Annotated in this window: 13 protein-coding genes; 7 read left to right on the top strand and 6 right to left on the bottom strand. The window is 68.1% G+C overall.

What is annotated here, in order from left to right:
* The coding region (locus ACFE65_RS16135; protein WP_375383385.1) for an error-prone DNA polymerase at positions 1-2,353 on the bottom strand (2,353 nt) is incomplete at its 3' end.
* Positions 2,354-2,407: 54 nt separating this feature from the next.
* Between ACFE65_RS16135 and ACFE65_RS16130 the strand changes: the two genes are divergently transcribed.
* Entirely contained in the window at positions 2,408-2,710 is a 303-nt protein-coding gene (locus ACFE65_RS16130; RefSeq protein WP_375383384.1) for a type II toxin-antitoxin system Phd/YefM family antitoxin, read from the top strand.
* Complete coding sequence (locus ACFE65_RS16125; protein WP_375383383.1) at positions 2,707-3,120, top strand: type II toxin-antitoxin system VapC family toxin; 414 nt, start codon at positions 2,707-2,709, stop codon at positions 3,118-3,120. The genes ACFE65_RS16130 and ACFE65_RS16125 overlap by 4 nt, the downstream gene beginning before the upstream one ends.
* 8 nt (positions 3,121-3,128) lie before the next feature.
* On the opposite strand, the gene ACFE65_RS16120 is transcribed toward ACFE65_RS16125, so the two are convergent.
* Both ACFE65_RS16120 and ACFE65_RS16115 read right to left on the bottom strand, forming a co-directional pair.
* A complete protein-coding gene (locus tag ACFE65_RS16120) occupies positions 3,129-5,384 on the bottom strand; it encodes a DUF6504 family protein (protein WP_375383382.1) in 2,256 nt (751 codons plus the stop codon).
* Entirely contained in the window at positions 5,299-6,069 is a 771-nt protein-coding gene (locus ACFE65_RS16115) for an ImuA family protein (RefSeq protein WP_375383381.1), read from the bottom strand. Before ACFE65_RS16115 ends, ACFE65_RS16120 begins: the two co-directional genes overlap by 86 nt.
* Before the next feature lie 146 nt (positions 6,070-6,215).
* Here ACFE65_RS16115 and ACFE65_RS16110 point away from each other — a divergent pair, with 146 nt between their 5' ends.
* The 3 genes from ACFE65_RS16110 to ACFE65_RS16100 all read left to right on the top strand — a co-directional run bounded on the left by ACFE65_RS16110 (position 6,216) and on the right by ACFE65_RS16100 (position 10,227).
* The gene (locus ACFE65_RS16110) at positions 6,216-7,511 is read left to right on the top strand and encodes a 3-methyl-2-oxobutanoate dehydrogenase (2-methylpropanoyl-transferring) subunit alpha (protein WP_375383380.1); all 1,296 of its coding nucleotides are present in this window, start codon (positions 6,216-6,218) and stop codon (positions 7,509-7,511) included.
* Between the two features lie 166 nt (positions 7,512-7,677).
* On the top strand, positions 7,678-8,682 hold the full coding sequence (locus tag ACFE65_RS16105; RefSeq protein WP_375383386.1) for an alpha-ketoacid dehydrogenase subunit beta: 1,005 nt from the start codon (positions 7,678-7,680) through the stop codon (positions 8,680-8,682).
* A gap of 96 nt (positions 8,683-8,778) precedes the next feature.
* The gene (locus tag ACFE65_RS16100) at positions 8,779-10,227 is read left to right on the top strand and encodes a dihydrolipoamide acetyltransferase family protein (protein ID WP_375383379.1); all 1,449 of its coding nucleotides are present in this window, start codon (positions 8,779-8,781) and stop codon (positions 10,225-10,227) included.
* 31 nt (positions 10,228-10,258) lie between these two features.
* On the opposite strand, the gene ACFE65_RS16095 is transcribed toward ACFE65_RS16100, so the two are convergent.
* Together ACFE65_RS16095 and ACFE65_RS16090 are read right to left on the bottom strand one after the other, a co-directional pair.
* On the bottom strand, positions 10,259-10,402 hold the full coding sequence (locus tag ACFE65_RS16095; protein WP_375383378.1) for a lmo0937 family membrane protein: 144 nt from the start codon (positions 10,400-10,402) through the stop codon (positions 10,259-10,261).
* Positions 10,403-10,463: 61 nt separating this feature from the next.
* The gene (locus tag ACFE65_RS16090) at positions 10,464-11,660 is read right to left on the bottom strand and encodes an acetyl-CoA C-acyltransferase (protein ID WP_375383377.1); all 1,197 of its coding nucleotides are present in this window, start codon (positions 11,658-11,660) and stop codon (positions 10,464-10,466) included.
* A 254-nt stretch (positions 11,661-11,914) separates the two neighbouring features.
* Between ACFE65_RS16090 and ACFE65_RS16085 the strand changes: the two genes are divergently transcribed.
* Both ACFE65_RS16085 and ACFE65_RS16080 read left to right on the top strand, forming a co-directional pair.
* Positions 11,915-12,583 carry an HAD family hydrolase gene (locus ACFE65_RS16085; protein WP_375383376.1) on the top strand — a complete coding sequence of 223 codons (669 nt, stop codon included), beginning with the start codon at positions 11,915-11,917 and terminating at the stop codon, positions 12,581-12,583.
* Positions 12,584-12,594: 11 nt separating this feature from the next.
* The gene (locus tag ACFE65_RS16080; RefSeq protein ID WP_375383375.1) at positions 12,595-13,116 is read left to right on the top strand and encodes a metallophosphoesterase family protein; all 522 of its coding nucleotides are present in this window, start codon (positions 12,595-12,597) and stop codon (positions 13,114-13,116) included.
* Between the two features lie 109 nt (positions 13,117-13,225).
* Here the strand turns inward: ACFE65_RS16080 and ACFE65_RS16075 are convergent, their stop codons facing one another.
* Positions 13,226-13,786 carry a YkgJ family cysteine cluster protein gene (locus ACFE65_RS16075; protein ID WP_375383374.1) on the bottom strand — a complete coding sequence of 187 codons (561 nt, stop codon included), beginning with the start codon at positions 13,784-13,786 and terminating at the stop codon, positions 13,226-13,228.
* Positions 13,787-13,914 lie beyond the last annotated feature (128 nt).

The following is a 13,914-nucleotide window of genomic DNA, read 5'->3' as shown; positions in this document are numbered from 1 at the left end:
CGCCATGCTCGCGCGCGTCGCGAACGATCTGCGCGGGCGCGTAGAAGCCCATCGGTTGCGCGTTGAGCAGCGCGGCGCAGAACACGTCGGGGTGGTGACATTTCATCCATGACGAGGCGTAGGCGATCTTGGCGAAGCTCGCGGCATGGCTCTCCGGGAAACCATAGGAGCCGAAGCCCTCGATCTGCTTGACCAACCGAGCCGCGAACTCGGGCGAGATGCCGCGCGCGGCCATGCCGGCCATCAGCTCGTCGCGGAACTCGCCCACGCCTTGCGTATATTTGAAGGTCGCCATCGCCTTGCGCAGCTGGTCGGCGCGCGCCGGCGTGAAGCCTGCGCCCTCGATCGCGACCTTCATCGCCTGTTCCTGGAACAGCGGCACGCCCAACGTCTTGGCCAGCACGCCTTCGAGTGCATGGCTGGGATACTCGATCTTGAACCTGGGATCGCGCCGCAACTGGTCGCGGCGCTTGAGGTATGGATGCACCATGTCGCCCTGGATCGGGCCGGGACGCACGATCGCGACCTGGATCGCGAGATCGTAGAACTCGGTCGGCAGCATCCGCGGCAACATGCTCATCTGCGCGCGGCTTTCGATCTGGAACACACCCAGCGTGTCCGCCTTCTGGATCATTGCGAAGGTGGCCGTGTCGTCGGTCTGCAGCTCGGGCGAGGCGAGGCCGAGGCGCAGGTCCTTGTGCTCGGCCAGCAAGTCGAACGCGCGGCGCATGCAGCCGAGCATGCCGAGGCCGAGGATGTCGACCTTCATGAACTTCAGCTCCTCGATATCCTCCTTTTCCCATTCGATCACCCAGCGCTTGTCCATCGCCGCGGGCTCGACGGGCACGAGCGTGTCGAGCCGCTCGCGCGCCAGCACGAAGCCGCCGGGATGCTGCGACAGGTGGCGCGGCGTGCCGATCAACTCGCGCGCGAGGTCGAGCGTCAGCGCCAGCCGCGGGTCGGTACGGTCGAGCCCGAGCGCGTCGACATGCCGGTCCGCCACGCCTTCCGCGGACCAGCCCCACACCTGACCCGCCAGCGCGCCGGTCAGGTCCTCGGGCAGTCCGAGCGCCTTGCCGACCTCGCGCACCGCGCCGCGCGCGCGGAAACGGCTGACCACGGCGGTGAGCGCGGCGTGCTCATGGCCATAGGTCTGGTAGATCCACTGGATCACCTCCTCGCGCCGCTCATGCTCGAAATCGACGTCGATATCGGGCGGCTCGTGCCGGTCGGTGGAGATGAACCGCTCGAACAACAGGCTGTGCTCGATGGGATCGATCGAGGTGATGCCCAGTACGTAGCAGATCATCGAGTTGGCCGCCGACCCGCGCCCTTGGCACAATATGCCCTGCGAGCGGGCATAGCCGACGATCGAGTTCACCGTCAGGAAATAGGGCGCGTACTCCATCTGCCGAACGAGGCCGAGTTCGTGGTGCAGCAACTTGACGTAGTCGGCGGGCGGCGTGTCGGCGAACATCCCATCCAGCGCCGATCGGGTAAGCCGCTCAAGCGCCTCCTGCGGACTGCAGCCGCTCATCACGACCTCGTCGGGATATTGGTAGGAGAGTTCGCGCGGGGAAAAGCGGCACCGCTCGACGATCGCGTCCACCGCCGCGAGCGCGTCGGGCCAGTCGGCGAAGCGGCGCTCCATCTCGTCCGGCGGCTGGAGGCAGCGGTCAGCGGACCGCTCGCGCGCGAGGCCCAGCGCGTCGATCGTGGTCTTCTCCCGGATCGCGGTGACGACGTCCTGCAGCATCCGCCTGTCGGGATGGTGGTACAGCACGTCACCGGTCGCGAGCGGACGGAGGCCATGGGCCCGCGCGTCGGCGGCGAGCGCATGCAGCCGCGCCCGGTCGCGCGGGCGGCGCTGGTACGTCAGGCAGACGTGGCCGCGATCCGGGAACACCTCCGCCATCCAGCGCAGAGCGGCGGGGTCGGCGCGATCCGGACCGGGGACCAGCGCGCCCACCAGCCCTGTGGCATGCGCGGCGACATCGTCCCAGTGGAGGAAGCAGCGGCCCTTCTCGCCCTTCTTGGGCTCCGCGCGCTTCTTGCCGAGCGTCAGTAGCGCAACGAGCCGCGACCAGGCCGCCACGTCTTCTGGCCAGACGAGCAGCGAGTGGCCAGTCACGAGATCGAGCCGGCAGCCCACGACGAGGCGTATGGCGTTACCCTGGTCCGACACCTTTTCCGCCGCGACCAGCGAGCGGACGATACCGGCGACCGAGTTACGATCGCAGACGCCGAGTGCGGGATGGCCCATTTCGGACGCCGTGGAGAACAGTTCCTCGCACGACGACGCGCCGCGCAGGAACGAGAAATGGGTCGTGACCTGGAGTTCCGCGCAGCTCATGGACGCGAACTACGAAGATGACTATGTAAGATGTACAGGACGGGAGTGCGCGCGATGAAATATGTGGGAGCGGCCGAGTTCAAGGCAAACTGCCTGCGCCTGATGGCCGAGATGCAGGCCGATGGCGAACCGATCACCGTCACCAAGCGCGGCAAGCCCGTGGCGGTGGTGAATCCGGCGATGGTGGAGGTCGGCAAGCCGCTGCCCAGCGCCTTCGGCTTGCTCGAAAACGACGCGTATCGCTTCGACATCGAACCGGGCGAGATGGTCGATCCCGACTGGGAAGCCAAATTTGATGCCAAGTGGGACGCCAGGCTGAGTGGGGATGGTTTGACCACATCGGCTGCCGAGCGGTGATCCTGCTCGATACTCATGCGTTGATCTGGTTTATTCAAAAAGATCAAAGAGTAGGTGAGCGGGGGCGGATGATCATTGATACTGGTCGAGCCAGTGACGGCGCGCTGTTCGCTCCGATCTCCGTTTGGGAAGCCGCAATGCTGGCGGACAAAGGCAAGATCGCCCTGAACCGTCCCGTTGCGGCGTGGTTCGATGCGGTGCTGGCCGCCCCCGGCTTCAGCCTTGCCGAACTTACGGTCGCCATCGGCAGCGATGCTGGCTCTCTGCCGGGCGACATTCACGGTGATCCTGCGGACCGGCTCATCATCGCCACCGCCCGGGCGCTCGGTTGTCCGGTACTGACGGCGGATCGCGCTATCCTCGCCTACGCCGCTGCCGGTCATGTCCAGGCTATCGACGTGCGCCGTTGATCCCACCGTCACCCGAACCGCCCGTGGAGGAACCAGGCAAGATCGCCCGTCTCCGCCCGTACGCCGTCGCCGCGGCGGTATAGCCAGAAGCGGCCACCCGTCTCGTCCTCGACCTGGAAATAATCCCGTACTGCCTGCGCTTCCCCCGCCCGCCGCCACCATTCGCCCGCGATCCGTTCCGGTCCGTCCGCGCGCACCACCCGGTGGACGCGGCCGCGCCAAGTGAAGCGCGCCGGCGCCCGGTCGGGCAGCTCTGCCATCACATGCTCCACCGGCTCGGGTCGGCGCAGCAGCCGCACAGGCCGTGGCCAGCGTGGATGCCATGGGTGGTCGCGGCCGCGCTCGTCGAGCCGGCGCACGTCGTCTGCTTCCACGCCGCGCGTCCTGCCAAGCGGCGGATCGAGCGGCGGTACAGCTGAAACCGAGCGTTCGGGCACGTCGCTTTCCACCGGCGAACAGCGCCACAACTGCGCCGTCCCGATCCGGTTGGCGAGCGCGTCGATCAGCGGTGCGAGGTCCGGCGGCGTTTCTTCATCCAACTGCGGCGCCAGCGTTTCCGGGCCGAGCGGATCGGCGCGGCGGACGTGGAGCGCGAGCGCGTCGATCCCATAGCCGGGGTCGATCTCCTCGATGCGCCGCACCAGGAGCCGCAGCAGATGGGCAGGATCGCGGGTCGGACGGGCGAGGCCGACGCGCAGGGCTTGCGGCACACCGTCCACCCGGTCGGCGACCAGCTCCATCAGCCGCGCACCAAGCCCGGCGCGTGCGAGCGCTTCGGCGAGTTGCGGCACCAGCTCCCCCAGCCAGTACGCGATCGCCTCCGCCGTCGCGATCGGCTCGGCGAAGCGCTGGCGGACGTTCACCGGATCGACCGGGACGACCGGGTCGAGCGGCTCCGGCAGCGTCCCGCTCGCCTGGTCCAGCCGGGCGACGAGCGCGGTGCCGAACCGGCGCGCGAGCGGCCCGCGCGGCATCGCGGCGAGCTGGCCGACCGTGTCGACGCCCAGCCGCGCGAGCAGTTCGGCAGCGTGGGGCTCAACGCGCAGCGAAGCGATCGGCAGCGGCGCGAGCGCGTCGAGGTGGCAGCCCGGCGATACAATCCGCACCGCCGCGCAAGCGTCCGTCACGTTCCGTCCGGCAGCGTCGTGCGACCAGCCCGGCGCACCGCGTCCGTTGCCGCCGGGCTGAGGGCCGCCACGGATGCGCGCGGCTTGCCCGGAGGGGGCCGATCGTCCAAACCGCGCCAGCGCCCAGGAAGCGCCTACCGTATCCGCCACCGCGATCCGCGCCGCGACGCCATGGCGCGCGAGCAGCCGCACCAGCCGCCGCGCCATCCGCGCTTCGCCGCCGTGCAGGTGGGCAACGCCGGTCAGGTCGAGCACCAGCCCGTCCCCATCCGTACCTGCGCCCGAATGCGCCACCACCGGCGTCCACCGCCGCGCGAGCGTCAGCGCCAATCGGGCGAGGTCGGCCGCATCGCCCGCCGGATCGGCGTCGCGGACGTCGAGGCCCGGGAAGCTCGCCCGCGCCTGCGTCAGCGCCATGCCGGGGACGACTCCCAGCGCCAGCGCGGCGGGGCAGGCGGCCTGGATCGATACGCGCCCGCCCTCACGCGCGATGGTGACGAGCGGAGGCAGGGAGGAGGAAGCGCCCGGGTGATCGCCGCTGCTCGCCTCGTCGGGGCCGATGCGGGCGACCAGATTGCCGAGTGTGCGCCCGGTCTGGAAGAACCGGCCCTCGCCCTTGGTGGATGCGGTCGGCGTGGCCTGGCCCTGATCGGGATGCGGCCCCTCGTCGGGGAATCGCACCGCCGGCATGGCTATCGGGCGTCCTCCCTCGTCAGGCGGCATCGGCTGGAAAGGATGTCCTGCCGCCTCCGTGCGACGGCCGAGTTCTCGCACGCCGACGCCCGGATTGGCGGTGAAGGGGTTGCCGGCGCCCTCGCTTACCCGGCCTAGTTCGCGCTGCGGCGGCCGGCGATGCGCAGGCAACGCTGCCACCGCCGTCTCCACCGATGCACGTGATCCAAGAGCGCCGTCGCCCTCCGATCGCGCCCAGCGTGCGCCCGGCCGCCAGCCCGGTGTGTTGGGCACCGAACACTGGGTCGCGCGCTCGCCCGCTGCGATCATGCCGATCTCGTCGAGACTGGCACGCTCGTAGAGACTGGCAGGTGCGGCCTCAGGCCGCGGCGCGTGTGTGCGCTCGGCCCGCCGCAGCCGATCGACCGGCCAGTACGGCAGGTAGAGCGATGCGACCCGTGTCATCCGGAGCCTCCACGAGAGTGTCGAAGGGATCGCCGCCGCGTTGGCGGGCGAGCGCGAGGTGCCAGCGCGGCCGGCCGATGCCGGCGACGGGCAGCGGAGCGGACGGCGCGCAGCCGACGTGCCAGCGGGTGACGGCGGCGGACGGGACGGCGAACGGTTCCGATCCCTCGCGTCCCTCCCGTCCGTGCCGGCGCAGCAGTAGCGCGATCGTGCGACCGCCCTCGGCGGCGAGCTGGAGCCGGCGGGTGGCGGGCATCGACACGCGCCGCGCCTCGCCGATCACCGCGCCCAGGCCGCGGTGGCGTAGCCCTTCCTCCATCAACGCCAGCAACTCGGCATCGTCGCGGGCCTCGGCATAGAGAAGGCGCGCGGGATCGAGACCCGCCTGGTACAGGCCGGGAGCGAACAGGTCCTGCCGGCGCACCACCCATAGCACCGGCCCCCAGGCGCGCGCGGCGATGCCGGCCATGAACAGCGTGGCGGCTGCGTCGTCACCCCAGCCGGGGCCCGCGCCCGCCACCTCGTGCAATGCGTCGAGCCGGAGGCCACCATCGGCCAGCCGCTCGTCGATCGCCCCGATCCCGAACGGCAGCACCGGGCGCCGGTGATGCCCGTCACCGGTGATCGCGCGAAGCGTTTCGCGCAGATCGGCCAGGCTTGGAATAGGGGCTGGTTGGGTGGACACGGTGCGACTCGAAATATGATGTTCCTATTCTGTTCCGTTTCTGATCCGAGTCAACCCGGCGCGTGATCCCAGCCCCCTTGAACTCGTCCGCCAACGCTCGTTAGGAGTTGCCAAGCGCTGGCACGTACCATCGCGATGGAGAGATCATGGCCGGCGATGCCCATCCTGACCTGAAGCCAAACCTGAGGCCGCTGTCGCTTCACGTGCCGGAGCCACGGTTTCGGCCGGGCGATGCGGTGGACTTCGCCGAGGTGGATATACCGGACACAGGCGCTGCTCGCCGTCCCGACATTGCGGAGCCAGCTCGCGATTTCATCGATCTCGCCTATTCGCTGGTGCGCGTCCTCGACGAGGAAGGTCGTGCCGTCGGCGCCTGGAACCCACGGCTCTCGCCGGAAATGCTGCGCCGCATGTTGCGCAGCATGGCACTGACGAGAGCGTTCGACGAGCGCATGTTCCGGGCCCAGCGGCAGGGCAAGACCAGCTTCTACATGAAGTGCACGGGCGAGGAGGCGGTGGCGGTCGCGGCCGCCTATGCGCTCGACCGCGACGACATGTGCTTCCCGTCCTATCGCCAGCAGGGCCTGCTGCTCGCGCGCGACTGGTCGATGGTCGACATGATGAACCAGATCTACTCCAACCGCGGTGACCGGTTGCAGGGCAAGCAGCTGCCGATCATGTATTCCGTGCGCGAGGCGAGCTTCTTCTCGATCTCGGGCAATCTCACGACGCAATATCCGCAGGCGGTGGGCTGGGCGATGGCGTCGGCGGCGAAGGGCGACACGCGCATCGCCGCGACCTGGTGCGGCGAAGGGTCGACCGCGGAGGGGGACTTCCACTCCGCGCTGACGTTCGCGACCGTCTATCGCGCACCGGTGATCTTCAACGTCGTCAACAACCAGTGGGCGATCAGCAGCTTCTCGGGCTTTGCGGGTGCGGAGGCGACGACGTTCGCGGCGCGCGCGGTCGGCTATGGCATTGCAGGGCTGAGGGTCGACGGCAACGACGCGCTGGCGGTCTATGCGGCGACCTTGTGGGCGGCCGAGCGCGCACGGACAGGCGCGGGGCCGACACTGATCGAGCATTTTACCTATCGCGCCGAGGGGCATTCGACATCGGACGACCCGACGCAATACCGTTCCGCCGGCGAGCCCAACGCCTGGCCGCTCGGCGATCCGATCCGCCGGCTAAGGGACCACCTGATCGCGATCGGCGAGTGGGACGAGGAGCGGCATGCCGCGCAGGACAAGGAAGTTGCCGAACGGGTCCGCACCGCGCAGAAGGAAGCGGAGGGCAACGGCATCCTCGGCTACGGCATGCTGCAACCGCTCGACACGCTGTTCGACGGCGTGTTCGAGGAGATGCCGTGGCATTTGCGCGAGCAGCGCCAGCAGATGATCGACGAGGAAACCGCGAGCGGCCGGCCGTGGGACCGGACGTGAGACGTGCCGTCCTGTCCGTCATCCCAGCGCAAGCTGGGATCTCGAGCAGCGAGCGCTCGCTCTGCAACACAAAGACCCCAGCGTTCGCTGGGGTGACGAGGGTCCGATGAGCGACGTTGCCGAGGCCGCGCAGGCTGATGAGACCGATACCCCCGCCACAGCCCGCATGACGATGATCCAGGCGATCAACTCCGCGCTCGACGTGGTGATGACGCGCGATCCTGACGTGATCGTGATGGGCGAGGACGTGGGTTTTTTCGGCGGCGTGTTCCGCGCGACCGCTGGGCTCCAGGCCAAACACGGCAAGACGCGCGTGTTCGACACGCCGATCAGCGAGATCGGCATCATCGGCGTTGCCGTCGGCATGGGTGCCTATGGCCTGCGCCCGGTGGCGGAGATCCAGTTCGCCGACTATATCTACCCCGCGCTCGACCAGCTCGTCAGCGAAGCGGCGCGGCTGCGCTATCGCTCGGATGGGGAGTTCACCGCGCCGATGACGGTGCGCTCGCCGTTCGGCGGCGGCATCTTCGGCGGCCAGACCCACAGTCAGAGTCCGGAGGGCATCTTCACGCACATATCGGGCATCAAGACGGTAATCCCGGCGACGCCCTACGATGCCAAGGGTCTGCTGATCGCCGCGATCGAGGACAATGATCCGGTCATCTTCTTCGAGCCCAAGCGCATCTACAACGGCCCGTTCGACGGCTATTGGGATCGCCCGTCGCAGAACTGGTCGAAGCACCCGGCTGGCGAGGTACCGACCGGCTATTACCGCATTCCGCTCGGCAGTGCGAAGGTGGTGCGGCCGGGCGAGGGGCTGACGATCCTGTGCTACGGCACAATGGTCCACGTCTGCACGGCGGTGGTGGCCGAAGCCGGCGTCGACGCGGAGATCGTCGACCTGCGCACGCTCGTCCCGCTCGACATCAACACGATCGAGGCGTCGGTGAAGAAGACCGGCCGCTGCATGATCGTCCATGAGGCGACGCGGACCGGCGGTTTCGGCGCGGAGCTGTCGGCGCTGGTACAGGAGCGGTGCTTCTATCATCTCGAGGCGCCGATCGAGCGGGTCACCGGCTTCGACACGCCTTATCCGCACAGCCTCGAATGGGCCTATTTCCCCGGCCCCGTCCGCATCGGCGAGGCGCTCAAGAAGATCATGAAGGCGTAAACGCCGAATCAATCCACCCCCGTTCGCTTCGAGCGAAGTCGAGAAGCGGGGCTGGTAGAGGTTTCTCGACTTCGCTCGAAACGAACGGATTAGGATATGGCTCGTTTCACCTTCAAGCTACCCGACATCGGCGAGGGCATCGCCGAGGCGGAGATCGTCGCGTGGCACGTCGCGGTGGGCGACCGCGTCGAGGAAGACCAGAACATCGCCGACATGATGACCGACAAGGCGACCGTCGAGATGGAGTCGCCGGTGTCGGGCACGGTGGTGGCGCTTGCCGGTGCGGTCGGCGACCAGGTGTCGATCGGCGCGGCGCTGGTGGTGATCGAGACGGAGGCGGCGGAAGCGGCACCGACCGACGCGAAGGCCGCGCCCGAGACGCCCGCGCAGGCCGAGACCGCCAAGCAATATGGGGCGGAGAACCCCGGGGTGGACGAGGTGGTGGAAACGCCGCTGCCACTCTCGCCGGCTACCGGGATCCTCCCCGAGCTTGCTCGGGGAGGGGGACCATCGCAGCGCGATGGTGGAGGGGAGCTTCGGGTCGACCATCTCCCAGATGGTCGAGGATCGTCTGGGGGACGATCCGGCCCGATGCTCGGCGATGCCAGCGAGCTACGCTCGCCGCCCCTCCACCGTCCTGCGGACGGTCCCCCTCCCCGAGACAAGCTCGGGGAGGATAAGGCGGTCCTCGCGTCCCCCGCCGTGCGCGCGCGGGCCAAGGACCTCGGAGTCGATCTGGCGGAGGTGAAGGCCGATGGTGATCGCGTCCGCCATGCCGATCTCGATGCCTACCTGCGCTACGGCACCGGGCAAGGCTACCACACGCCGGGCGCGAGCCGGGCACGGCCCGACGAGCCGGTGCGCGTCATCGGCCTGCGCCGCCGGATCGCGGAGAACATGGCGGCGTCAAAGCGCGCGATCCCGCACTTCACCTATGTCGACGAGATCGACGTGACCGCGCTCGAAGGCATGCGTGGCGACCTCAACGACAACCGCGGATCGCGTCCTAAGCTGACGATGCTGCCGTTGATGATCGTCGCGATCTGCCGTGCGCTGCCTGAATACCCGATGCTCAACGCGCGCTATGATGACGAGGCGGGGGTGGTCACGCGATCGGGGCGCGTCCACCTAGGCATGGCGACGCAGACCGATGCCGGGCTGATGGTGCCCGTGATCCGCGACGCGCAGGATCGCAACGTGTGGCAGCTCGCGACCGAGATCGTCCGACTGGCGGAGGCGGCGCGGAACGGAAAGGCGAAGAGCGAGGAACTGTCCGGCTCGACGCTGACGATCACGTCGCTAGGACCGCTCGGCGGGATCGCGACGACGCCGGTCATCAACCGACCGGAGGTGGCGATCATCGGCCCCAACAAGATCGTCGAGCGGCCGGTTTTTACAGGAGGAAGCGACGAAATCCGCCGGGCGAAGCTGATGAACCTGTCGATCAGTTGCGACCATCGCGTGGTCGACGGCTGGGACGCGGCGAGCTTCGTCCAGGCGGTGAAACGCTATCTGGAGACGCCGGTGCTGCTGTTCGCGGACTGATCTTCGCGAACAGCGCACCGGCGCCGAAGTGTCAGACCCCGCGACCGGTGAACAGCTTCACGAGAACGACGATCACGGCGATCACCAGCAGGATGTGGATCAGTCCGCCGGCGATATGGAAACCCAGGCCCAACGCCCAGAAGATCACGAGGATGACGGCGATGGTCCACAACATATCGGCTCTCCAGTTGAATACGGAAGCGTAACGTCATTGCAGCGTCCGCGTTCCGCCGCGCTCAGACGATCTCGAACAGCCCGGCCGCGCCCATGCCGCCCGCGGTGCACATCGAGACGACGACGTAGCGGACCCCTCGCCGACGCCCTTCGACCAGCGCGTGCCCGATCAGGCGGCTGCCCGTCATGCCGAACGGATGCCCGATCGCGATCGCGCCGCCGTTGACGTTGTACGTGTCGGGATCGATGCCGAGATGATCCCGGCAATAGAGGCACTGGCTGGCGAAGGCTTCGTTCAGTTCCCATAGCCCGATGTCCGCGACCGTCAGCCCGGCGCGCGCGAGCAGCTTGGGGATCGCGAAGATGGGTCCGATCCCCATCTCCTCGGGGCCGCAGCCCGCAACCTGGAAGCCGCGGTAGATGCCCAGTATCTCGCGTCCTTCGGTCTCGGCCGTGGCGCGGTCCATCACGATCTGAGCGGCGGCACCGTCGGATAGCTGGCTGGCGTTGCCCGCGGTCACCGTCTCGCCCGGCGCGCTGAACTGGCCGCCCGGCCACACGGTCTTCAGCCCCGCGAGCGCCTCTGGCGTCGTGCCCGCGCGGATGCCTTCGTCCTGGCTGACCGTCACCGTCTCCGTACCCGTCCGGGTGCCGGCCTTGTCGAGGATCGCCTTCTCGACCGTGATCGGCGCGATCTCCTTATCGAACGCGCCGGTCTCGGCGCCCCGGGCGGCGCGCTGCTGGCTTTGCGCGCCATAGGCATCCTGCGCAGCGCGGCTGATGCCGTAGCGGTCGGCGACGATCTCTGCCGTCTCGATCATCGGGATGTAGGCGGCAGGTTCCTTCGCCGTCACGCTCTCGTTGACGAAGCGGGGCGCGTCCTTGGTGACCGTCAGGCTGATCGATTCCATCCCGCCCGCCAGCGCCACGTCGATCTCGTCGCACATGATCGACCGTGCGGCGAGCGCGACGGCGGTGAGGCCGGATCCGCATTTGCGGTCGAGCGTGAAGGCCGGCACGCTTTGCGGCAGACCCGCGGCGAACAGCGCCATGCGGCCTGCGTTGCCCCCTTGCGTCCCCCACTGGTTGCCGACGCCCCAGAACACGTCGTCGATCCGCGCCGGATCAATGCCGGCCCGCTCGACGGCGGCGTTCATCACATGGGCGCCCAATACCGGCGCCTCCGTCATGTTGAACGCACCGCGATAGGCTTTGCCGATCGGGGTACGGGCGGTGGCGACGATCGCGGCTTCACGCATGAACGGCTCCTGACGGGATTTTCGGTTCGCAGGTACGGTCCGCCGACCGGAACCGCAAGCCGGTCGACAGTCAGGATCAGAGGGGCTGGCTTCGCCGGCGCGTCGCCGCGGCCTGTCCGTCGGCGATCGTCGCGCGGGACACATGAACCCCGTGTGGCAAAGTCGTCGCGGTCGGATCGATCACCGCGCGGGCCTGTTGTCCTCCTGCAACCATGACCCATCGCTCGCAGGCGCGGCATGGAAAGGAAACGACAATGACGACAATCGCCGCCGTGCTGTTCGACCTCGACGGGACGCTGATCGACAGCAACGAACTGCACGTCTCCGCCTGGCGCGAGGTGTTCGCCGATGCCGGTCATCATGTGTCTGACGAGCGTCTCCGTGGTCAGATCGGCAAGGGCGGCGACAAGTTGGTTCCCGCAGTGCTTCCCGATGCGACGCAGGACGAGCAGGAGGCGCTGTCCGACGCGCATGGCAAGCTCTTCAAGAGCCGGTACATCGTCCGCGCACGACCGTTTCCCGGCGCGCGCGTGCTGCTGGCCCGGCTGGCGGAGGCGGGCGTGAAATTGGTGCTCGCCACGTCGGCGTCACGGGGGGAGCTGGATCATTATGTCGCGCTCCTCGATGCAAAGACGCTGATCGCGGCGTCCACGACGATCGACGACGTCGCCCAGTCAAAGCCGGCCCCCGACGTCTTCGCCGCGGCCTTGAAGAAGGTCGGCGTCGATGCCGGTGCGGCGGTCGCGGTGGGTGACTCGCCGTTCGACATGGAGTCCGCCCGCAAGGCCGGCATCGCTCCGGTCGGCGTACGATCGGGCGGGTTCGACGACGGGGCGCTGACCGAGGCGGGAGCCGTCGCGCTCTACGACGACGTCGCGGATTTGCTCGCGCGACTGGACGGCTCGCCGCTCGCGCCGCGCTGACGGCTGCGCGCATGACGATGTGGTTCACCAGCGACACGCATTGGGGCGATCATCGCACGCTCAACATCGGGCGGCGACCATTCGCTTCGACGGCCGAGATGGATGCCGCGCTGGTCGCCAACTGGAACGCGGTCGTCGCGCCGGAGGACGAGGTGTGGCATCTCGGCGACGTCGCGCGGCGCCCGGCGGATGTGTCCGCGCTGCTGGCGACGCTTCACGGGACCAAGCACCTGCTGCGCGGCAACAACGACCCGCCCGAGACGCTGGCTGCCAACGGCTGGGCGAGCGTCGCCGACTATGCGGAGCTGGAGCTCGACGGGCACTTGCTGGTGCTGGGCCATTACCCGTTCCGGAGCTGGAACCGACAGGGTCGGGGGGCGATCAACCTGCACGGGCACAGCCATGGCCGATTGAAGCCGATGCTGCGGCAGTATGACGTCGGCGTCGACGCGCGCGGCTTCGCGCCGATGACACTGGCGATGGTAGATGGACGGTCGGACTTCGGGCGCCGCAGGGTTTCTAGCGCTACCTGAGCGGCCGGGTATGGGGGAGAGCGAACCAGCAGCGTTTTTCTCGAAGGTCAGCGAGCGCAAGCGTTTGGCATCAGATTCGATCGGCAGCGTGGATCTCTAGTTCTCTCGTCTAATCCTTTCGGGCGAATAGACGGTAGCGCTGGCGCCATGCTCCTACCTCGTCCTGCAGATGTGCGGGTGCCTGGGTTCCCGAGATGACATGGCAGGCAATATCGTGCTCAGGGTGCATCAGCATCTTCTTCGATCCGTCGCTGAACCAGACCGGGACCAGTCGATCGCACAAGCTGTCGAGCACTCTCGCCGCCGTGCCGTTCTCGATCGCCGTGCTGCCGGCGAGCATACGGATGTTGATCGAGACGGCTTCGAGACAGTTCTGCGGCTCGCGAACGAAGTTGAGCGACACCAGAAGGCCAGACCGATCCGGCCGGGCCTCCTCGGGCAGGGCTGCGATCCGTCGCCAGGCGCAGAACCATGTTCTGCAGATGCCAGGTCGTATGGCGTGGATACCGCAGCCGCGCGATGCCAGGTGAGCGCATGGCGTTTCCGCGGGCTTCTTGAAATTCGGGGCATCCACCTTGAGAAGCGTGCAGCACACCGTGCAATCGCCGCAGGTTCGATCACCCAGGACCGGACCCAGCAGGGTGGTTTCCAGGTCTGTGTCGGACTGCATCCGCATGGTGACTGCTCTTGGCTGGGGCGGAGGACAAGACGCCGGTCATAGTTCAAGGCACGCTTAGCCGCCACGTGTTGATTTCCGCTACGAGTTGACCCGGGGAGTGCCGAGTTTCCGCTGAGAAG

Source organism: uncultured Sphingomonas sp. (genome assembly GCF_964237335.1).
In the GTDB taxonomy this organism is placed as follows: Bacteria; Pseudomonadota; Alphaproteobacteria; order Sphingomonadales; family Sphingomonadaceae; genus Sphingomonas.
The sequence above is the reverse complement of the archived record's forward strand: the minus strand, read 5'-3'. Positions and strand labels throughout refer to the sequence as shown.